General features: G+C 42.1%; 21 protein-coding genes. 19 read left to right on the top strand and 2 right to left on the bottom strand.

Going from position 1 to position 22337, the window contains the following annotated elements:
- Positions 1 to 1305: 1305 nt before the first annotated feature.
- The 5 genes from PR808_RS13985 to megL all read left to right on the top strand — a co-directional run bounded on the left by PR808_RS13985 (position 1306) and on the right by megL (position 5776).
- A complete protein-coding gene (locus PR808_RS13985) occupies positions 1306 to 2097 on the top strand; it encodes an endonuclease/exonuclease/phosphatase family protein (protein WP_206086877.1) in 792 nt (263 codons plus the stop codon).
- 87 nt (positions 2098 to 2184) lie between these two features.
- Positions 2185 to 2742 carry a DUF1287 domain-containing protein gene (locus tag PR808_RS13980; protein ID WP_241016922.1) on the top strand — a complete coding sequence of 186 codons (558 nt, stop codon included), beginning with the start codon at positions 2185 to 2187 and terminating at the stop codon, positions 2740 to 2742.
- Positions 2743 to 2964: 222 nt separating this feature from the next.
- Positions 2965 to 4152, top strand: a complete 1188-nt coding sequence (locus tag PR808_RS13975) for an NAD(P)/FAD-dependent oxidoreductase (protein WP_206086875.1) — start codon at positions 2965 to 2967, stop codon at positions 4150 to 4152.
- A gap of 13 nt (positions 4153 to 4165) precedes the next feature.
- On the top strand, positions 4166 to 4558 hold the full coding sequence (locus PR808_RS13970) for a hypothetical protein (RefSeq protein ID WP_206086874.1): 393 nt from the start codon (positions 4166 to 4168) through the stop codon (positions 4556 to 4558).
- Positions 4559 to 4573: 15 nt separating this feature from the next.
- Complete coding sequence (gene megL, locus PR808_RS13965) at positions 4574 to 5776, top strand: methionine gamma-lyase (RefSeq protein ID WP_206086873.1); 1203 nt, start codon at positions 4574 to 4576, stop codon at positions 5774 to 5776.
- Between the two features lie 56 nt (positions 5777 to 5832).
- On the opposite strand, the gene PR808_RS13960 is transcribed toward megL, so the two are convergent.
- Positions 5833 to 7200: an amino acid permease gene (locus PR808_RS13960; protein ID WP_206086872.1), complete on the bottom strand. Its 1368-nt coding sequence runs from the start codon at positions 7198 to 7200 to the stop codon at positions 5833 to 5835.
- Positions 7201 to 7373: 173 nt separating this feature from the next.
- Between PR808_RS13960 and queE the strand changes: the two genes are divergently transcribed.
- Complete coding sequence (gene queE, locus PR808_RS13955; RefSeq protein ID WP_272539510.1) at positions 7374 to 8045, top strand: 7-carboxy-7-deazaguanine synthase QueE; 672 nt, start codon at positions 7374 to 7376, stop codon at positions 8043 to 8045.
- Between the two features lie 63 nt (positions 8046 to 8108).
- On the opposite strand, the gene queD is transcribed toward queE, so the two are convergent.
- On the bottom strand, positions 8109 to 8474 hold the full coding sequence (queD, locus tag PR808_RS13950; protein ID WP_206086870.1) for a 6-carboxytetrahydropterin synthase QueD: 366 nt from the start codon (positions 8472 to 8474) through the stop codon (positions 8109 to 8111).
- 364 nt (positions 8475 to 8838) lie between these two features.
- Here queD and cysJ point away from each other — a divergent pair, with 364 nt between their 5' ends.
- From cysJ to PR808_RS13885, 13 genes are all read left to right on the top strand, one after another.
- Positions 8839 to 10644, top strand: a complete 1806-nt coding sequence (gene cysJ / locus PR808_RS13945; protein ID WP_272539509.1) for an NADPH-dependent assimilatory sulfite reductase flavoprotein subunit — start codon at positions 8839 to 8841, stop codon at positions 10642 to 10644.
- Positions 10644 to 12377, top strand: a complete 1734-nt coding sequence (gene cysI, locus PR808_RS13940; protein ID WP_272539508.1) for an assimilatory sulfite reductase (NADPH) hemoprotein subunit — start codon at positions 10644 to 10646, stop codon at positions 12375 to 12377. The genes cysJ and cysI overlap by 1 nt, the downstream gene beginning before the upstream one ends.
- Positions 12374 to 13108, top strand: coding sequence for a phosphoadenylyl-sulfate reductase (locus tag PR808_RS13935; RefSeq protein ID WP_206086867.1), 735 nt, complete (start codon positions 12374 to 12376; stop codon positions 13106 to 13108). Before cysI ends, PR808_RS13935 begins: the two co-directional genes overlap by 4 nt.
- A gap of 460 nt (positions 13109 to 13568) precedes the next feature.
- Complete coding sequence (gene cysG / locus PR808_RS13930; protein ID WP_206086866.1) at positions 13569 to 14981, top strand: siroheme synthase CysG; 1413 nt, start codon at positions 13569 to 13571, stop codon at positions 14979 to 14981.
- A 14-nt stretch (positions 14982 to 14995) separates the two neighbouring features.
- Positions 14996 to 15904, top strand: coding sequence for a sulfate adenylyltransferase subunit CysD (cysD, locus tag PR808_RS13925; protein WP_272539507.1), 909 nt, complete (start codon positions 14996 to 14998; stop codon positions 15902 to 15904).
- 22 nt (positions 15905 to 15926) lie between these two features.
- Positions 15927 to 17369 carry a sulfate adenylyltransferase subunit CysN gene (gene cysN, locus PR808_RS13920; protein ID WP_206086864.1) on the top strand — a complete coding sequence of 481 codons (1443 nt, stop codon included), beginning with the start codon at positions 15927 to 15929 and terminating at the stop codon, positions 17367 to 17369.
- 4 nt (positions 17370 to 17373) lie between these two features.
- Entirely contained in the window at positions 17374 to 17982 is a 609-nt protein-coding gene (cysC, locus tag PR808_RS13915; protein WP_206086879.1) for an adenylyl-sulfate kinase, read from the top strand.
- A gap of 170 nt (positions 17983 to 18152) precedes the next feature.
- Positions 18153 to 18449, top strand: coding sequence for a cell division protein FtsB (gene ftsB / locus PR808_RS13910; RefSeq protein WP_047757167.1), 297 nt, complete (start codon positions 18153 to 18155; stop codon positions 18447 to 18449).
- Positions 18450 to 18508: 59 nt separating this feature from the next.
- On the top strand, positions 18509 to 19231 hold the full coding sequence (ispD, locus tag PR808_RS13905; protein ID WP_206086863.1) for a 2-C-methyl-D-erythritol 4-phosphate cytidylyltransferase: 723 nt from the start codon (positions 18509 to 18511) through the stop codon (positions 19229 to 19231).
- Between the two features lie 9 nt (positions 19232 to 19240).
- Positions 19241 to 19753 carry a 2-C-methyl-D-erythritol 2,4-cyclodiphosphate synthase gene (gene ispF, locus PR808_RS13900; protein ID WP_206086862.1) on the top strand — a complete coding sequence of 171 codons (513 nt, stop codon included), beginning with the start codon at positions 19241 to 19243 and terminating at the stop codon, positions 19751 to 19753.
- Positions 19719 to 20777, top strand: a complete 1059-nt coding sequence (gene truD, locus PR808_RS13895; protein WP_206086861.1) for a tRNA pseudouridine(13) synthase TruD — start codon at positions 19719 to 19721, stop codon at positions 20775 to 20777. Before ispF ends, truD begins: the two co-directional genes overlap by 35 nt.
- Positions 20755 to 21516 (top strand): 5'/3'-nucleotidase SurE, encoded by a 762-nt coding sequence (gene surE, locus PR808_RS13890; protein ID WP_272539506.1) that lies wholly within the window; start codon positions 20755 to 20757, stop codon positions 21514 to 21516. Before truD ends, surE begins: the two co-directional genes overlap by 23 nt.
- Positions 21513 to 22139, top strand: coding sequence for a protein-L-isoaspartate(D-aspartate) O-methyltransferase (locus PR808_RS13885; RefSeq protein ID WP_272539505.1), 627 nt, complete (start codon positions 21513 to 21515; stop codon positions 22137 to 22139). Before surE ends, PR808_RS13885 begins: the two co-directional genes overlap by 4 nt.
- Positions 22140 to 22337: the final 198 nt, after the last annotated feature.

Genomic DNA, 22337 nt, shown 5'->3' with positions numbered 1-22337 from the left:
TTAGTGAGAAAGCCACCCATTGGGTGGCTTTTTTGCGTTTGGGGAATGGGGCCAAGAAAAGGCCGAGATGACGAGATAAATAACGCAAGCTAAGTGAATCAATAATCCCCTCAGCAACCAATCGTTGTGTTACCCGTGTTCGGTGTTCACGTCATTATGACTTGTGATTAAAGCGGAGAAATCCTCGTAAGCTTATTAATAATCCCCTTAGCAACTCATCGTTGTGTGATCCGTGTTCTGTGTTCACGTCGTTATGGCTTGTGATTAAAACGGGGGGATCTTTGCAAGCTTATCAATAGTCCACTTGGCAACTAATCATTGTGTTATTAGAGTTCTGTGTTTCTGTGTTCACGTCATTATGACTTGTGATTAAAGCGGAGAAATTCTTGTAAGCTTATCAAAAATCCTCTTAGTAACTCACTGTTGTTACTTCATTTTTCATCCGAACATCCCCTTTATTTTACTGTCCTAAATCGCCGCCCTCTGTGTTTATGGCACTTATTGTCATGGGTCATGGGTTTGCTTAGTCATTAACTGTTTTTTCATCGCTCTGGCTTATGATGATGAGACCTTCTAGGCTAATCGGTTGTTCATGTCGTCATTAACTAACTGAGGATTATTATTTTTCTTATCCTGTGCGATTCTTACCTTCTTATTATTTGTGATTATGCATAAGCCCCCATCGCTGACTCTGATAAAGCGACGTTTATACAGGAAAAGAGTATGAAAGACTAATAAGCTAATTAGTCGTCAGCTCAGTAAGTGACTTGTATTTTGTCGCTTAGATGAGTAGAGGATATTTTCTTGATTAACTCCGCTGGTTGTTTCTCTAATGGGCTAAGGAAGAAAAAACTAAATTAATCAATAATCCGCTCAGTAATTAACTTGTGTTATCACAGTTTTCATCACTTTCGTTGTCTCTTAGGTCGTATTTTTTGTTCACTGTTTTTCTCTCTTAGCACTTGATTGGTCCTTAGACTCGGAATACTCAATTCTAAGGATTTTTCCTACAGTCTTTTTTTCAGAATATTTTGCCTGTATTGTCGCTATTAATTTCTGCTTGATTACTACTTGTATTCCTCATGATGGCTTTTTCATTTCTTTGTAAGGCTAGAGTTGGAAGAGCGTCAATGAGTCATTCGGGATATGGATAGGGTAACTGTTTATTGAACGATATTGCCGAGCGAAAGATGTTATTCACTAAATTTGATAGGCCATAACAGGGTGTGTTTGGTATACTGGCTACAGAGATAAGTTATAAAGCGTAGAATTTATCATTTCATTGAGATAAGTAGGAAGTTGAATTTGGCGAAAAGAACCTATTCAGTTCGATATATTGCAGGTCAACCCGCTAAACGTATTCAGCCGACACCTGTGCATATGCTAGGGGAATCTCTCCCAATCGGGTTACCTTTGTTTGCTGCCAGCGAAACTCTCGATGTTGTTATATGGAATATTTATAAACAGCAACGGCCAAATTGGAAAATAGCTTTAAGCGAGCTGGTTAAAGGTCGTAAGTTGATCTTATTACAAGAAGCTCAAATGTCCCCTGAGTTGATTTCTTTTGCTGCTTCTGAGCAGCTTATTGCAGATCAAGTCCCTGCTCTTCCTTTTTCTCCCCATCCGTCGGGAGTGATGACCCTTGCCACTGCTCATCCTATTTATTGCTGCCCATTACGAGAAAAAGAACCACTGCTTCGGCTCGCTAAATCAGCGTTGATTACGGTTTATCCCTTACCTAATGGGCAGCAATTAATGGTGGCAAATGTCCATGCTATTAACTTTAGCTTTGGGGTTGATGTTTATACAAGGCAATTGAATAAGCTTGGTATTCATATTAGTAAACATGTTGGCCCTGTGATTCTTGCGGGGGATTTTAACGCATGGAGTCGACAAAGGGTGAATGCGCTAAAACGCTTCATTCGCAGTGTGGGGTTAAAAGAAATTACGATTGATGAGGATTTACGGACCAAAGCTTTTGGTCGACCGCTAGATTATGTTTTTTATCGCGGGCTCAAAGCTATTGATAGTAAAGTATTAATCACAGATGCTTCTGATCATAACCCGATTATCACTCGGTTTGATGTGTCTAGATAATTAAGATTTTCACACCTTATTTTTCTCTGTTTTTATTGTAGATTTTATTCATATATTGATATGGAGAGTATCTCTTTGAAAACTATAATGTCAGCTATTTTATTATTAGCCCTTTCTCACACTGCAAGTAGTGCTAATTTAACGTTAGCTAAACATGCAGAAGCGCTCCCTCGTTTTGTTATTTATGATCCAGCATATCGACAGATCTCTTATCCTAATGGTGATATTCCAGAACATTACGGCGTTTGTTCTGATGTTGTTATTCGCAGTTATCGAAAAATGGGGATTGATCTACAAAAATTAGTACATGAGGATATGAAATCGAATTTTAGCAAATATCCGAGTCAGCGTATTTGGGGGCTGCGTAAAACGGATACCAATATTGATCACCGCAGAGTGCCTAATTTAGAAGTTTTTTTCTCACGTAAAGGACAGGAAAAACCTGTCACTAAAGATACAAAAGATTATGTGCCAGGTGATATTGTTACATGGCGATTAGATAATGGAAGACCACATATTGGCATTGTGACCTCTATAAAATCTGTTAATAATAAAAATTATTTGATTATGCATAATATTGGTTATGGTCAAGTCACGGAAGATGTTTTATTTAAATGGAAATTGATAGGTCATTATTCTTATTGAATTTTTTTTAAACTAAAATGGTTACAGTGATGATAGTTTTTATCATTAATTTATTCATGGGTTTTTATATTTTAGTGTGATTAATTTTTCTTGTTGTTAGTTGAATTATATTCAATTAATTGTATTGGTAATTATTAGAATTGAACTATATTTAAAAGGTATCAGTTTTTTAATTTAATTGATGTCTTGCCATCCATTTTAAATATTTAGTTTGGAGATGTTATGATAAATATAGTGATCGTTGGTGGTGGTACAGGTGGAACAATGTTGGCAAACATATTGTCCCGAAAACTGAACAAAGAAATTTTCTCAAAAAAAATAAAAGTAACACTCATCACTGATAATCCTATTCATTATTACAAACCAGCCTTTATGTATGTTGCATTCAATTTATTTTTTAAAGAAGAATTGATGAGAGATCAGAGTTCACTATTAAGACCTGAAATTCAATTAGAGATTGATAAAATTGAATCATTCGATTTTAAAAATAAAGAACTACACTCTAGAAGTGGAAAAAAATATAATTATGATTTTTTAGTTGTCGCTACAGGATGCGTACCGAGGCCAGATAGAATTGAAGGATTGAAAGAGATAGGAAATCATTTTTATGCTTATGATGCCGCAAGAAAATTAGCGGATCAAATTGCTAAGATTGAAAAGGGACGTATTTTTATTACAGTATCATTTCCTGAAACACCAAATGTACCTCACCAATGTGGAATAGCACCAATGGAAACAACATTGATGCTTGATGAGTTCTTACGTAAACGGCGAGTTCGGGATAATATTGAAATTGTTTATACTTACCCGACGGTTTCACAATTACTGAGGAATTGTTTGTTTTTACAGCAACCCGTATGTGAAGCGATACCTGAAATTTTTAATATTAAAAACATCAAAGCCCAGCGCGGCTTTACCTTAAACAAGGTCGATCCAGATAAAAAAATTGCTTATTCGAAAGAGGGGGATGAGCAACCATTTGACATTTTAATTAGCACACCTCCAATTACAGCGGTTGAAGCCGTAGTGAATACAAATTTAAGCGAACATAAAAATGGTGAAGGTTGGTTACCAACGGACCATGAAACTATGCAAGTATATGGTACAGATGGTGTTTATGTTATTGGTGACACTGTTGATTTGCCAATAAGTAAAGCAGGAGGAAGCTGTCATAATCAGGCCGCCATAATTGCAGATAATATTTGCGGAGAGCTTACTTATGGATACCCTTCCGCTATTTATGATGGGCGTGTCCAAGCTGTTGCCCAAATGGGGCTTAATGCGGGGATGCCATTACAATACGATTATAAGCATGATGTAATTCCTACCCCAGCAACAAAAGTGGGAGGGTTATTAAGAAATGGTTTTAATCGAGGAATATATTGGGCTGCTATTCGTGGTTTAGTGTAATAGGAGAATAATCATGTCAAGTAATGATCAACAAGCAAAACTTCTAGAATTACTAAATAGCGAACCTGCAAATCATTTAGCGGAAAAAATAGCCCCATTATTATATTTACAGCGTTTTGACAATATAGTTGATTTATTATCTTTATTATCTGACCTCGTAGATATTATGGATACGGGGACGGTAGAAAAATTAGCAAATAGTTTTGAGGATACTTTAACGCCAGTGTGGGAATTAGGTACCGCTTATAACATGGCAAAGATGGAAGCCAAATATTCAGATAAAACACATAATTTTCGTTCTGTTTATAGTTTATTAAAAGATCCCGATACATTACGTGGAATAAGTACCGTTTTACGAACTTTACAAATTGTTGGTTCTCGATTGAATAAGACCCAGGAGGGGTAATATTTCGGAGGTGGTATGATTTTAGATAAATTGTATTCTTTTGATACTCGTGTGATACATAATTATTACGATCCTATCAAAAATTTAGGTTCACTAACTGCACCTATTTACCAGACATCAACTTATGTTTTTGACAGTGTAGAAGAAGGTGCTGCCTGCTTTAGTGGTGAATCGAATGGTTATATTTATACTCGTATCAACAACCCAACCTTGAGTCTTTTAGAAAAACGAATTGCAGATTTAGAGGAAGGGGAAGCTGGAATTGTATTTTCTTCTGGCATGGGAGCGATAACATCAACACTTTGGACGTTATTGAGCCCAGGTGATGAATTGTTGGTGGATATGACCGTATATGGTTGTACTTATGCATTTTTTCATCATGGTTTAGCACGCTTTGGTGTGAAGGTTCGCCATATTGATATGAGTGCACCAGAGAATATTGCTCGCGAATTAACCGATAAAACACGCATTATATTTTTTGAATCACCAGCGAATCCAAATATGCGTTTGGTAGATATTAAAACGGTAAGCGATATAGTTCATCAATACCGACAAGCTCACCAACAGGAAATATTCACGGTAGTAGATAATACCTATTGTACGCCTTATATTCAAAAGCCATTAGAATTAGGGGCTGATATCGTTATTCATTCATTGACAAAATATATGAATGGTCACGGTGATGTAATGGCGGGGGCTGTTGTGACGACAGAAGCCTTAGCGAAACAAATTAGATTGGTAGGGCTCAAGGATATGACAGGGGCTTGTTTATCTCCTCATGATGCAAATCTTGTGTTACGAGGAATGAAAACCCTCCCTGTTCGTATGGAGCGTATTGTAGAAAGCACGCAAATAGTGGCCGAGTATTTAGAATCACATCCTCATGTTGCTCAAGTGATGTATCCTGGGTTACCTAGTTTTGCCCAATATGAGCTGGCTCAAAGGCAAATGAGATTATTTGGGGGAATGATTGCGTTTGAACTTAAAGGTGGACTTGAGGCTGGTAAGCAATTTCTGAACCGTTTAAATTTATTTGCTCGAGCGGTTAGTTTGGGAGATTGTGAATCCCTTGCTCAGCACCCTGCAAGTATGACTCATTCAACTTATACCGCTGAAGAACGACAACAGTACGGGATTAGTGATGGGTTAATTCGCTTATCAATTGGGCTCGAGAGTACGAGAGATTTGATTGAAGATCTTAAACAAGCGTTAGCATAATGAAAAAAAGCCCAATATCATTGTGATATTGGGCTCTGTATTACGAATACGAACGGTTATTTGGTTTGAAATTTACGCATAATGAAGAAGGTCACGCTGAGTATCGCGACCCACGCAAACCCAACTAGCAGCGCCACTTGTGTATCTTTAAAAAAGCCGAGCAATGCAATAACGAATACCATAAAGGCGATAGTAATCGCAGGCCCTACAGGCCAGAATGGCACAGGGAACTTCAGTTTTTTAACCTCTTCTTTGCTCATTTGACGGCGCATAGCGACTTGGGATAGTAGTATCATCAACCAAACCCAGACGGTTGCGAATGTCGCAATCGAAGCAATAATGACAAAGATTTTCTCTGGTAGCAGGTAGTTCAGGTACACACCTAATAACATCACGACAGACATCACTAAAACAGTGACCCAAGGCACACCGTTTTTCGTCAACTTAGTAAAAACTTGTGGCGCCTGTTTGTCTTGTGCCATGCCATACATCATGCGGCCTGCGCCAAAAATATCACTATTAATTGCAGAAATTGCTGCTGTGATAACCACAACGTTCAAAATATTTGCGGCGGATGCGATATTTAAACTGGAGAAAATTTGGACAAATGGGCTACCATTTTGACCAATTTGGTTCCATGGATAGATACACATCAGGATAAATAACGTTAACCCATAGAATAATAAGATGCGAAGAGGCACCGCATTAATGGCTTTCGGGATGGTTTTTTCTGGGTTTTGCGCTTCGCTGGCTGTGATCCCAATCACCTCAATTCCACCAAAAGCAAACATAACAATGGCAAGAGAAGCAATCACCCCCGAAATACCATTTGGCATAAAACCGCCATGTTCCCACAAGTTTTGGATGCCTACAGCATGGTCAGTTTCTTGGCCAAAGCCGTAAAACATCAAGAAGGTTCCACCGATAATCATCGCAATGATTGCAGAAACTTTCACTATGGATAGCCAGAACTCCATTTCACCGAAGATTTTGACGTGGCATAAATTTAGCGCACCGATAAATAATACAATGCTTAATACCCATATCCATTGATCAACATCTGGGAACCAAAAGCCCATATACATCCCAAAAGCGGTGATATCTGCTAAGCAAACAACCAGCATTTCAAAGACATAATTCCAACCCGTTAAAAAGCCTGCGAGGGGGCCCATATAATGGCTAGCGTAGTGCGAGAAAGAACCAGGGACAGGATGATGAACGGCCATTTCGCCTAAAGCGCGCATGACCATAAATACGGCAGCACCGCCAACCATATAGGCCAGCAGAACTGCAGGACCCGCAGCTTGAATTGCGGATGCGGAACCATAGAATAAACCAGTCCCAATCGCAGACCCTAAAGCCATAAAGCGAATGTGCCTGACACTCAGTCCCTTTCTGAGTTGGTTTGTTTGACTACTTTGCATGTCTTTTCCTGTCTTTTCTTAGGAGATATCGTTCCGAATGTAATTTCGGTATTGTTTATTAAGTTGGACGTACATTATTGAACCCAAGATGGCTACATTATCACAAACTCCCTTGTTCGTGAGATAGATATCTGCAATATAATGTCCACTTAGTTAACTAATTTAGGAGTGATATGAAATACCCAATTAATGAAATCTTCCAAACATTGCAGGGAGAGGGGGTTTTTACAGGTGTTCCAGCAGTTTTTATTCGTTTACAAGGCTGCCCAGTAGGGTGTAGCTGGTGTGATACCAAGCAAACGTGGGAAAAAGAACAAGACAAACAAACCACCCTTGGTGATATCGTATTAAAGACGCTTGATTCAGATACATGGGCTATGGCTGATAGCGACGAATTGATTCAATTGATGAAAACGAAGGGGTTTACAGCAAAGCATATTGTGATTACAGGGGGAGAACCTTGTATTTATGATTTAACGCCACTAACGGAGTCATTAGAACAAAGCGGGTATCAATGCCAGATTGAAACCAGCGGAACTTACCCTATTCAATGCACAGAAAAAACATGGGTAACGGTTTCACCAAAAGTGGGTATGAAAGGTGGGCTTAAAGTTTTGGCTCAGGCAGTTAACCGAGCAAATGAGGTTAAACATCCTGTTGCACGGGAAAAAGATATTGAGGCTCTAGAAGCTATTTTAGCGTTGCGTACATCAGTTAACCCGCCAATTGTTGCATTGCAACCGATCAGCCAAAAAACAGCAGCCACAAAATTGTGTATTGAGATGTGTATTCAACGAAATTGGCGTTTATCCATTCAAACACATAAGTATTTAAATATTCAATAATTGAAACCCCAGCCATAAAAAGTGATATGGCTGGGGCAAAACCACTCTACATAATGGTATTATTTAAGCTTCCCCGCGATAAACACAGCCCGCAGTACAGGTTTCTTTCACGGTGACCGCGCTGAGTAATGGCAAATGCGGTTTCGTTTGTTGCCAAATCCACTGTGCTAAAACTTCACTTGTTGGGTTCTCTAAGCCTGCAATATCATTCAAGTAATGGTGGTCTAGTTGTTCCCAAATCGGTTTGAATATCCCTTTGACCTCAGAAAAATCAATGATCCAGCCACTGTGTGCATCGACTTCACCCGTGATTTCCAAACGCACCATGAAAGAATGCCCATGAAGGCGTCCACACTTATGCCCCTCAGGAACGTGGGGTAATTTGTGTGCAGCTTCGAAGGTGAAATCTTTATAGATAGTTGTGCTCATTAGTGGCTCCTTAGTGTTAATAAACAGCGTATTGTACTGTATTTTTAGAGCAGATTGTCGTTATTTGCCAAATTATCGCTAACCTGTTTTATCCATATGATCCATCTGGTAATTGATTTAGGCTTTTTAGTTATGATTTATGGCTATCGTTTCTTATCCCGTTATTGACGGTTGTTATAACCTAATCGTATACCCTGCATATTGGAGGTAACTCGGCATTTTTTGCTTTGCTACCTGAATTATTTAGGGAAACGATTGAGCGATAGGTTTTAGAACTTTTCCGAGCGAGTGGCTGAACAAATTTGCCCATTTCACTCGATTGTAAGACAAACTCAACGATGAGCGACACTGGGGTTACAGGATAATGACAAAAAAACAGCCGCCATTAACATTGCTGCCAATATCAACTGAGCAATTAGCGCGTTTACAAACTGCGGTCGACGATTTTTCATCTCATCAGCTTGCATGGCTGTCGGGGTATTTATGGGGAATGGTAAACCAAACGGCAGCCACGGATGTGTCTGTGAATGCCCCTGTTGCGGCTCAAGAAACCGTGACAATTATTTCTGCATCGCAAACGGGGAATGCTCGCCGTTTATCGGAACAGCTTAGGGAGCGTTTAGTCGGTGAAAAAATTAATGTCCATTTAGTAAACGCGGGCGACTATAAGTTTAAGCAAATTAACCAAGAAAAAGTGTTGGTTATTGTGGCATCGACTCAAGGAGAAGGGGAGCCAGCAGAAGAGGCGGTTGCGCTTTACAAGTACCTGTTCTCGAAAAAAGCTCCTGATTTATCCCAAACGCAATACGCGGTATTTGCACTGGGCGATTCTTCTTATGAAAAATTTTGCCAAGCAGGCAAAGATTTTGATTCACAACTAGCCTTGTTGGGTGCGAAATCATTATTTGAGCGTATTGATGCGGATGTGGAATACCAATCCATTGCCGATGAATGGGTCGAAAATTTAACCCGTATTTTAAAAGCGCGTGTACCCGCACAAAGCGACAGTCAGTTGTTGTCTGCACAAGCGGGAAGTATGAATGAAATTCACACTTCCCCGTACAGTAAAACCGCGCCATTAACGGCATCGCTGCTCAGTAACCAGAAACTCACCAGCCGAGATTCACAAAAAGACGTGCGGCACATTGAAATTGATTTAGGAGATTCAGGCCTGCGTTATCAACCAGGGGATGCGTTAGGTGTGTGGTTCGATAATGACCCTGCTTTAGTTGATGAGCTGGTGGCATTACTGTGGCTAAAGGGCGACGAAGACGTCTTTATTGGGACTCAACGCCACTCTTTACGTGATGCATTAATTTACCAATTAGAGTTAACGCAAAATACCCCAGTGATTGTGGAAAAATACGCTCAACTTTCTAAAGACGATGCGTTGTTATCGCTGATCAGTGATAAGCAAGCCATTTTGCATTACGCACAAAATACGCCAATTGTGGACATGGTGCGCCAAGCGGCATCTCAGCCAAGTGCACAAGAGTTTATTGATTTGCTGCGCCCATTAACGCCTCGTTTATACTCCATTTCATCGTCTCAGTCAGAGGCTGAAGACGAAGTTCACGTCACGGTAGGGGTGGTGCGCTATGACATTGATGGTCGCTTGCGTACTGGTGGCGCATCGGGTTTTTTAGCTGACAGACTCAATGAAGGTGATGAGCTACGTATTTTCATTGAACACAATGATAATTTCCGTTTACCTGCGAACCCAGAAACGCCTGTCATTATGATTGGCCCAGGAACGGGGATTGCTCCATTCCGTGCTTTCTTACAACAACGAGATAACGACGGCGCAACGGGGAAAAACTGGTTGTTTTTTGGTAACCCCCATTTTGTCGATGATTTTTTGTATCAAGTGGAATGGCAGCGCTATGTGAAAGAGGGCTTATTAACGCAAATTTCTTTGGCTTGGTCGCGCGATCAACAACAAAAAATCTATGTACAGGACAAGTTGCGTGAACAAGGGGAAGCGGTGTGGCAATGGCTGCAAGAAGGCGCACATATTTACGTCTGTGGTGATGCAAACCGTATGGCGAAAGATGTTGAACAGGCTTTATTGGATATCATCGGCCAATACGGCAACATGGACATTGAGGCTGCCGATGAATTTTTAAGTGAGCTGCGCGTAATGCGCCGTTATCAGAGGGATGTTTATTAATGAGCAATGAACAGCAACAAAAACCCTTAATCGTCGAAGGCAAGTTAGCCGATAGCGAACGTATGAAGCAAGACAGTAACTATTTGCGCGGTACCATTAAGGAGGACTTAAAAAATGGCTTAACAGGTGGCTTTGATGGGGACAATTTTTTATTAATCCGTTTTCATGGCATGTACCAGCAGGATGATCGTGATATTCGCGCTGAGCGAGCTGAGCAAAAATTAGAGCCTCGCCACGCAATGATGTTGCGCTGTCGCTTACCTGGGGGAATTATCACGCCAAAACAATGGATTGATATTGATAAATTTGCCTCAGAACACACATTATATGGCAGTGTGCGCATTACAAATCGTCAGACGTTTCAGTTTCATGGCATCCTTAAAGGGGATGTAAAACCTGCCCACCAAATGTTAAGCCATGTTGGCTTGGATGCACTCGCTACGGCAAACGATGTTAACCGTAATGTGTTATGTACATCTAACCCTGTGCAATCAGAATTACATCAGCAAGCGTATGAATGGGCAAAGAAAATTTCTGAGCATCTGCTGCCTCGCACCAGTGCTTACGCCGAAATCTGGCTAGATAAAGAAAAAGTAGTGACCACGGATGAGGAGCCGATTTTAGGCCAAACTTACCTACCACGAAAATTTAAAACCTCAGTCGTCATTCCGCCATTGAACGATGTGGATTTACACGCTAATGACATGAACTTTGTGGCGATTGCTGAAGATGGTGAGTTGATTGGTTTTAATGTGTTAGTGGGCGGCGGGTTAGCAATGACTCACGGGGATACCGCAACATTTCCACGTTTAGCCAGTGAATTTGGTTTTATTCCATTAGACAAAACATTGGCAGTTGCGGAAGCGATTGTCACCACACAGCGTGATTGGGGGAACCGTACTGAGCGTAAAAATGCCAAAACGAAATACACCTTAGAACGCGTGGGTGTTGACACTTTTAAAGCTGAGGTTGAAAAGCGTGCAGGCGTGAATTTTGAGCCGATCCGCCATTATGAATTTACCGAACGCGGTGACAAGATTGGCTGGCTTAAAGGGATAGATGATCGTTGGCACTTAACATTATTTATTGAAAATGGTCGATTAATTGATTTAGCAGATAGGCCGTTGAAAACGGGTGTTGCAGAAATAGCACGTATCCACCAAGGGGATTTTCGCTTAACGGCTAACCAAAATCTCATCGTAGCGGGTGTGCCCGAAAGTGAAAAAGCGACCATTGAAGCCATTGCGAGAGCCCATGGGTTAATGAGCGATGTCATTACACCACAGCGTGAAAATTCCATGGCCTGTGTTTCCTTTCCGACATGCCCTCTGGCAATGGCGGAAGCCGAACGCTTTTTACCCGAGTTTACGACCCATGTTGAGAATATTATGGCAGCACACCATGTGGCAGATGAGCACATCGTTTTGCGTATCACAGGTTGCCCAAATGGGTGTGGAAGAGCGATGCTGGCGGAAGTCGGGTTAGTGGGGAAAGCGTTAGATAGGTATAACTTACACCTTGGTGGCAACCGCATTGGGACTCGTATTCCTCGTATGTATCGTGAAAATATTAGCAGCGCAGAAATTTTATCCATCCTTGATGATCTTATTGGCGATTGGGCGAAAAACCGCTTAGCACAAGAGGGGTTTGGTGATTTTCTGATCCGTACTGAGGTTGTGAAGCCTGTGCTAAATTCTGCTGTGGATTTCTATGAGGTTAAGGAGGCGGTATGAGCCGACTTCAGCTTGCAGACGTTATTGGGTTAGATAAAGAGCAGCAAACGGAGTATTTGTCTGAGTTTAATACTCAATTGGAAAATAAGACTGCGCAGCTGCGCATTGAATGGGCAGTTGAAAATTTACCCATACAATTTGTATTGTCATCCAGTTTTGGTATTCAAGCGGCACTTACCTTACATATGGTGACGCAAGTATTACCTGAAATCCCTGTGATATTGACGGATACAGGTTATCTTTTTCCTGAAACCTATCAATTTATTGAGCAATTAACGGAGAGATTACACCTGAATTTACAGGTTTATCGCGCGAAACAAACACCCGCTTGGCAAGAAGCAATTCATGGGCAGCTTTGGACGCAAGGTATTGAAGGGATAGAACATTATAACCAATTGAACAAAGTGGAGCCCATGGAAAGAGCTTTACATGAACTACAGGCGCAGAGCTGGTTTTCAGGGTTAAGGCGAGAGCAATCTGCAAGCCGTGCAAATTTATCTGTGCTTGGCATAGGCAAAGGGATTTTTAAAATTCTACCCGTGATTGATTGGAATAATAAGCAAGTCTATGAATACCTAACAAAGCATAACTTGCCTTACCATCCGTTGTGGGAGAAGGGATATTTATCTGTTGGGGATACTCATACAACCCGCAAATGGGAAGCGGGCATGAATGAGGAAGATACGCGTTTCTTTGGCCTAAAGAGGGAGTGTGGGCTTCATGAAAACTAAATACTCGTCATCCCCGTCATATTTCAAACTGCAGCGTTGTTGTCTGCGCTCAGCTACCTTAGTCACATACTTGTGTATGTTCCTAGCGACTCATTTACTTATCGCCTAGGGACAACATGAATTATTTAGAGTATTGGTTATTTGTAACCCAAGCTATAGTTTTAGTTTAGAGTCTAAATAGTGATGGATTTAATAAAATATTTGTTTAATTACAAAGGGATGTTTATATCTAAAAAATAGATATTCCTTAATTTTTATAAATTTACTTTCAAAATAAAGTTTAAGTTAAGTTTTGTCTATTTGGTGTTTTTGGTCTCTATTTGTTGCTAATTAATGAGTGTTTGGCTTATTCCTTTCTGTTACAAGTCATATTTTTTTAGCATTTCAAACCTTAACTTTTACGCCATATAGTCAATTTTATGTTTCATATAATTTGTTTGTATAACGATGGGTGAGCAAGATGGATTATTTACCGTTATTTGTCGATGTACGTACGCGCAAAGTGGTGTTAATTGGCGGCGGTGTAGTGGCCGCGCGCAAGGCCGAATTGCTCATCAAAGCACAGGCTAAGCTTGTGGTGATCTCCCCGTCGTTATGTCCTCAATTACAAACACAGCATCAGCAAGGCCACTTTGAGTGGTTGGCGCAAGAGTACCTTTCTTCGCTGTTGGATGATGCTTTTTTAGTGATTGCAGCAACGGATGACGCGCTCCTCAATGAAACCGTGTTTTACGATGCCAATGAGCGCAAAATTTTTGTCAACGTGGTTGATGACCAGCCGCTGTGTTCGTTTATCGTGCCTTCGATTATCGACCGCTCGCCTGTGATTGTGGCGATATCTTCTGGTGGAACCGCCCCTGTGTTGGCGCGTTTACTTAGAGAAAAATTGGAAACCATGCTGCCATTATCGTTAGGCAAGATGGCCGAAATCGCAGGGCGTTGGCGCGGTAAAGTCAAAGAGACGTTGAGTAATATGCGAGAAAGAAAGCGTTTCTGGGAAAAAAGTTTTAGTGGGCGCTTTGCCTCTTTGGTGGAAAAAGGCCAGTTAAGCGAAGCGGAACAACAGCTTGAACGCCAGCTTTATGAGCAAGATAACCGTGGAGAATTGGTTTTAGTCGGTGCAGGCCCCGGTGATGCAGGACTGCTTACATTAAAAGGGCTGAGAGTATTACAAAGCGCGGAAGTGGTTTTATACGACCATTTGGTGAGCGAGGAGATCCTCGAATTGGTACGCCGTGATGCTGACAAAATTTGTGTGGGTAAACGGGCGGGCAATCACAGTGTTTCTCAAGAAGAAACCAATGAAATGATCGTGAAATTTGCTCAGCAAGGTAAAAAAGTGGTGAGATTAAAAGGCGGCGATCCGTTTGTTTTCGGTCGTGGCGGTGAGGAATTACAAGTTGCCGCAAAAGCAGGGATACCTTTCCAAGTGGTGCCAGGTGTAACCGCTGCAATCGGCGCGACGGCTTATGCAGGAATTCCTCTCACTCACCGAGAACACTCGCAAAGCATCACGTTTATTACTGGACATTGCCGTGAAAATGGCGCGGATCTGGATTGGCAGGCATTGGCTCGCGGTCAGCAAACATTAGCGATTTATATGGGCACCGTAAAGGCGGCCAATATCAGTGAGCAATTGATTAAATTTGGTCGCGCGAGTGACACCCCTGTCGCCGTTGTGGGGAGTGGGACACGACGAGACCAAAAAGTGGTAACAGGTCAATTGCATGACCTCGAGGCACTTGCCCAACAAGCACCCGCACCTGCATTGATTGTGATTGGCGAGGTTACAGCATTACACAATGAGCTCGCATGGTTTGGTTCGCAAACAGAAGATATCCGCTGGCGTAGCGCTGTGCTGGAACTGGCTTAATGATGGAGATTGTCGTGAACGAGAAAAAATTGACCCACTTGCAGCAGTTAGAGGCTGAAAGTATTCATATTATTCGTGAAGTTGCCGCTGAGTTCGCAAACCCTGTGATGCTGTATTCCATCGGTAAAGACTCTTCTGTGATGTTGCATTTAGCGCGCAAAGCTTTCTATCCTGGGAAATTACCTTTTCCATTGTTACATGTGGATACAGGGTGGAAATTCCGCGAAATGTATGAGTTTCGTGATGCTACCGCACAAAAATACGGTTTTGAATTATTGATTCACCGTAACCCTGAAGGGGAAAAGTCGGGAATTAACCCCTTTGTACATGGCAGTGCAAAGCACACGGATATCATGAAAACGGAAGGATTGAAACAAGCACTTGATAAATACGGTTTTGATGCGGCTTTTGGTGGCGCGCGGCGTGACGAAGAAAAATCCCGAGCAAAAGAGCGGATCTACTCATTTAGAGACCGATCTCATCGTTGGGATCCAAAAAACCAGCGCCCTGAACTTTGGCACAATTATAACGGTCAGATCAACAAGGGGGAAAGTATTCGCGTATTCCCACTTTCGAATTGGACAGAGTTGGATATTTGGCAGTATATCTACTTGGAGAATATCGATATTGTTCCGCTGTATTTTGCGAAAGAGCGCCCGGTGATCCAGCGAAATGGTACTTTGCTGATGGTGGATGATGACCGAATTGATTTAAAAGTCGGAGAGGTGATCAGTCAACAGCAAGTACGTTTTCGAACGTTAGGCTGCTGGCCGCTAACTGGCGCGGTTGAGTCTCAAGCCCAAACATTGCCTGAAATCATTGAAGAAATGTTGATTTCGACCACGAGTGAGCGACAAGGGCGGTTAATCGATAGTGACCAGTCTGCATCTATGGAGCTTAAAAAGCGCCAAGGTTACTTTTAATTCGCAAGATAAGGAGCAAATTATGGCACAAGCCGTTTATAACGAATCAATCGCGCTGCAAATTGAGCAGCAAGGTGGCGTGGAACCTTACTTACTTGCGCAACAGCAAAAAGGACTTTTGCGTTTTTTAACCTGTGGCAATGTGGATGATGGGAAAAGTACATTAATTGGTCGTTTATTGCACGATACTCGCCAAATTTACCAAGATCAGCTCACAACACTGCAAAGCGATAGTAAGCGAATGGGCACCCAAGGGGAAAAGCTTGATCTCGCCCTGTTGGTGGATGGCCTTGCTGCGGAACGTGAGCAAGGGATCACCATCGATGTGGCATATCGCTATTTTTCGACAGAAAAGCGCAAATTTATCATCGCAGATACCCCAGGACATGAGCAATATACCCGCAATATGGCGACAGGCGCATCAACTTGCTCACTTTCTATTTTGTTGATCGATGCTCGAAAAGGCGTGCAAGAGCAAACTCGCCGCCACAGTTTTATTAGTACATTGCTGGGGATCCGTCATTTAATTGTTGCGGTGAATAAGATGGATCTGGTGGAGTACAGTGAAGCTGTATTCGACAAAATTAAACAGGATTACCAACAGTTTGCTACTGAATTACCCGTCGAGCTGAATGTTTGGTTTGTACCGATTTCAGCCCTTGATGGTGACAATATTGTTAACCCGAGTGAGCAACTACCTTGGTATCAAGGGGAAACGTTATTGTCTATTTTAGAAAATGTGCAGGTTGAGCAAAAAGCCTCAGAGCAAGCGTTGCGTTTTCCTGTGCAATATGTGAATAGACCCAATTTAGATTTTCGCGGTTACAGCGGCACACTGTCGTCAGGCATTGTTCAAGTTGGACAAGCAATTAAAGTGCTGCCATCGGGGGCAACGGCCAAAATTAAGGAAATAGTGACATTTTCGGGCTTACAGGATTTCGCCGTACCTGGTGAAGCCATCACGTTGGTGTTGGATGATGAAATCGATATTAGCCGCGGCGATTTGATTGTCGCAGAAAACGAAAACTTGCAAACCACGCAACATGCGTCGATTGATGTTGTGTGGATGGCGGAACAACCCCTTGTTCAAGGCCAGCAATTAGATATTAAAATTGCAGGAAAACGCAGCCGAGGGAAAGTTGAAAATATTCAATATCAAGTGGATGTGAATAACCTCACACAAAAAGTGGCAACGGAATTACCGTTAAATGGCATTGGTTTAGTGGAGTTTTCATTTGATGAGCCATTATTATTGGAAAACTACCAACGCAATGCGGACACGGGGGGCATGATTTTTATCGATAGGCTGACGAATGTGACTGTGGGGGCTGGACTCGTGCGAGAAGCACAGGAGCCAATTTTTGAGTCAACGGGGGAATTTAGTGAATTTGAAATTGAGCTTAACCAGCTGATTCGCCGGCATTTTCCTCATTGGGGGGCTCGGGACGTACTGGGTGGAAAATAAACCAATGACTCAAGATAACAATATTGTATGGCATCAACATGTGGTCACGCGCCCTTTACGGGAAAGTAATAATGGTCATAAAGGGGCCGTCTTGTGGTTTACTGGGCTCTCTGGGTCGGGTAAATCGACACTCGCGGGCGCCATTGAACACCAGCTGGCCTCGATTGGCGTGAAAACCTATTTATTGGATGGCGATAATATTCGTCATGGGTTATGTCGTGACCTTGGTTTTAGTGAGGCTGACAGGCAAGAAAATATTCGGCGAGTGGGTGAAGTTGCTAAACTAATGGTGGATGCGGGGTTAGTTGTAGCAACGGCGTTTATTTCGCCTTTTCAATCGGATCGGCAAAGTGTTCGTGAATTATTCGAACCAAACCAATTTTTTGAGTTATACGTTGATACGCCAGTGTATGTGTGTGAACAACGTGACCCGAAAGGGTTATATCAACAAGCACGAGAAGGGAAAATTAAACAGTTTACAGGGATTGACTCCCCTTATGAAACACCCTTAAGCCCTGAATTACGGCTTGACGGGCAGCAACCTATCTCCGATTCTCTTTCTCATATTATTGCGCTATTACTGCGCAATAATATCATTCAAATGGATTATTAATGCCACTTAGCTATTATCTTAAATCACAGATCTTGATCTTTAGTGATAAAATAAGGTGATAGTTAAGGGGTACAAATCCGATTTATTCTGACTTTTTAATATAATTTTTTGTCACAGTAGCGCGATTCGCTGAGTTATGGGATGATTAGCACATCATTTCAGGGGGCAAGATGGGTAAATTAACGCTACTATTAATCGCGATATTAGCATGGTTGCAGTATTCCTTATGGTTAGGCAAGAATGGCATACATGATTATGTCCAAGTTAAAGACGATGTTGCCGCACAGGAAATTGTTAACTCGCGCTTGAAAATGCGTAATGAACAATTATTTGCTGAAATTAATGACCTCAATGATGGTCAAGATGCAATTGAAGAACGTGCGCGTAGCGAGCTTGGTATGATTAAACCAGGTGAGTCTTTCTATCGCATGGTAAAAGAAAGCAGCAACCAGAAATCTGCTCAATAATATGAAACCTAAAACAATGAGCCCATTTGCCTGATAATTTCTGATGTAAGAACCAAATAATGACAAATCCAAGTGTTGCCCCACAAATTGTTGCACTGATCCCTGCAGCAGGTATTGGCAGTCGTATGAATGCTGATTGCCCTAAGCAGTATTTACCCGTCGCGGGCAAAACGATTATCGAACATACTATTGATGCATTGTTAGCGAATAATACCGTCAATACGGTGGTGATCGCACTTAGCGCAGATGATGATTATTTCCAGCAGCTTGATATTGCGAAAGACCCTAGGGTGACGGTAGTTACGGGTGGAAAAGAGCGTGCCGATTCTGTTTTGGCAGGGCTTAATTACCTTACATCACAACCCGATTATCATGATTGTTGGGTACTGGTGCATGATGCGGCAAGGCCTTGCCTCCACCAACAAGATCTCAACAACATTATTCAATTAGCAACGGAACAAGGTTGCTGTGGTGGTATTCTTGCCGCCCCTGTGCGTGACACAATGAAACGTAGTGTAAAAACCTCAGTATTCATTGACCACACGGTTGAACGTGAGGCGCTATGGCACGCATTGACCCCTCAATTTTTTCCGTTGGAACTCTTACGGAACTGTCTAAGTAAAGCCTTGAAAGAGAACGCCGTGATCACCGATGAAGCCTCAGCACTTGAGTATTGTGGCTATCAACCTGTTCTCGTGGCAGGCCGAGCGGATAACTTAAAAGTGACGCAGCCTGAAGACCTCGCGCTGGCGGAGTTTTATCTTTCAAGAATGAATAACTAAGGAAAAACAATGAGAATCGGACACGGTTTTGACGTACACAAATTTGGTGGCGAAGGCCCTATCGTAATTGGCGGCGTGCGTATTCCCTACGAGCAAGGTTTGCTGGCTCATTCAGATGGTGATGTGGTGTTACATGCGTTAACGGACGCTATTTTAGGCGCTGCGGCATTGGGGGATATCGGAAAATTATTCCCCGATACTGACCCTGCATTTAAAGGGGCGGATAGCCGTGTTTTATTAAGGGAAGCCTTTTGCCACGTGCGTGCTAAAGGCTATCGTATTGGTAATATCGATATCACCATTATGGCGCAAGCCCCGAAAATGCTGCCTCATATTCCACAAATGCGTGTGAATATTGCTGAAGACTTAGAATGTCATATGGATGACGTGAATGCAAAAGCGACAACAACAGAGCAATTAGGTTTTGTGGGTCGTAAAGAAGGCATCGCGTGTGCCGCCGTTGTCCTTTTAGTGAAAGATAATAGTAATGAAAGCAATGAATGTTCAGTACCTGCATGGTAAACCTCTTTCTTCAGGGACATTAAAAAGTATTCCTGAAGATTTTATTGTTAAAGAAGATCTAGGCTTCGAGTTAGATGGCGAAGGCGAGCACGTGATGGTGCGCGTGGAAAAAACAGGCTGCAATACGCTGTTTGTGGCAGAGCAACTTGCCAAATTTGCTAAAATTTCAGCCCGTGTTGTTAGCTATGCAGGTTTAAAAGACAGACATGCGGTGACCGAACAGTGGTTTTGTTTGCAAATGCCAGGCAAAGACACACCTGATTTCTCAGCGTGGCAATTAGAAGGTTGCCGCGTGCTTGCTGTGACGCGACAAAAGCGTAAATTACGTATTGGTTCCCTGAAAGGAAATCAATTTGAAATCACGCTGCGTGATATTTCTAATGCCAATGATGTTGAGCAGCGTATGCAAAAAATCGCCACTTCGGGTGTGCCAAATTACTTTGGTGAGCAGCGTTTTGGGCGTGATGGACAAAATTTAACACAAGCTTTGCGCTGGGCTAACCAAGAAATTCAAGTTCGCGAACGCAATAAACGCAGTTTTTATTTGTCTGCGGCACGCAGTGCGATGTTTAATCATGTGGCGAGCGAGCGAATTGCCCAAGGAATCCAGCAGCAAGTGCTGTTAGGTGATGCCTTGCAATTAACGGGGCGTGGTAGTTGGTTTGTGGCAACACAAGAAGAACTTCCATCATTGCAAAGCCGTTTGCTATCATCAGAGTTGAGTGTCACCGCACCTTTACCTGGAGATGGTGAGTTAGGTACACAAGATGACGCACTGGCATTTGAAACGGCATGTTTAACAGAATATCAAGCCGTTATCCCACTGATGCAACGCGAACGCGTTTCTCCAGTTAGGCGTGCGATTATTGCTAAACCGCAAAATTTTTCATGGCAATGGTTAGATGATTCGACAGTAAAATTGGCGTTTTTCTTGAACTCAGGTTGTTTTGCTACTAGCGTGGTACGAGAAATTATTAATCAGAATGGGCAGGATAATGTCGATGCTAAAGATTTTATTGAGTAATGACGATGGTGTAAATGCTCCAGGAATTCAAACGCTTGCGGCAGCGCTACGCCAATATTATCATGTTCAAGTAATTGCGCCTGATCGTAATCGCAGTGGTGCGTCTAATGCACTTACATTAGATAGACCGCTAAAAATTCAAACGTTAAGTAACGGCGATCTTTCTGTCCAAGAAGGAACGCCGACTGACTGTGTCTATATTGGCGTGAATAAAGTCGTTCGTCCGCGCCCTGATATTGTGGTATCGGGGATTAACTGTGGCCCTAATTTGGGTGATGACGTGATTTATTCAGGTACGGTGGCAGCAGCAACGGAAGGCCGTCATTTAGGGTTGCCGTCGATTGCCGTTTCGCTAGATGGTGAAATCCATTATGAAACGGCGGCAAAAGTGACTTGTGATATTCTCTCGATGTTACAAAAGAACCCATTACGAGCAGGAAATATCTTGAATATCAATGTACCTGATATCCCTTATGAAGAAATTAAGGGTATCAAAGTCACGCGTTGTGGTAGCCGCCACGCGGCATCGGAAGTGTATAATCTTGAAGACCCTAAAGGAAATATGCTGTACTGGTTAGGGCCTGTCGGGGAAATTCGCGATGCAGGGCCAGGGACAGACTTTGAAGCCGTTCAAAATGGTTATGTTTCCATTACGCCATTACAGGTCGACTTAACGGCGTATAAAGCGCACACATTGGTCGAAGAGTGGTTGGAAAAATCAGGAGTGACAGTAAAATGAAAACTGGGCTCATGAAAGAACTTTTGGCACAGTTACGCCAACAGGGAATTCACGATGAGCGCCTATTGGATGCTATTTCACAGGTTCCTCGTGAACGGTTTGTGGACGAAGCGCTCTCACATAAAGCCTACGATAATATCCCGTTACCAATTGGTCATGGGCAAACTATTTCACAGCCGTATATTGTGGCAAAAATGACGGCGTTATTGTCGTTAGCACCGAATGATAATGTGCTGGAAATCGGTACAGGTTCGGGGTACCAAACTGCGGTATTGGCGCATCTTGCACACCATGTGTTCTCGGTTGAGCGTGTTAAAAGCCTGCAATGGACAGCTAAACGTCGGCTTAAACAGCTGGATCTGCATAATGTGTCTACTCGCCATGGTGACGGCTGGGAAGGGTGGCAATCCAAAGGCCCATTTGATGCCATTATTGTTACAGCAGCACCAACAGAAATTCCGACTCTGTTGTTAGGGCAATTAAAAGATTGTGGTCGAATGGTATTACCTGTTGGGGATAAAGAGCAATCCCTGAAGTTAATTACTCGACGGGGAAATGATTATCATGCAAACGTCATTGAAAAAGTACGTTTTGTGCCTCTTATTGCGGGTGAACTGCTTTAATTTATTTGCAATGGTATTTCTGCATTATAAAACGGATTGATTTTTTATAATGATGTTAAATAAAATGCCATTGCAAAAGTTTTACTAACTCAAATAGAAGTAAAACCATTCCAAATATGATATTTTACCCATCTAAAATTGAATCAGTGGCTTAAACTATTAAGTCATAATCTCAAATTGTTATCTTTTTGATATATT

This window comes from Providencia sp. PROV197 (genome assembly GCF_028479625.1).
Lineage (GTDB): Bacteria > Pseudomonadota > Gammaproteobacteria > Enterobacterales > Enterobacteriaceae > Providencia > Providencia vermicola.
The sequence above is the reverse complement of the archived record's forward strand: the minus strand, read 5'-3'. Positions and strand labels throughout refer to the sequence as shown.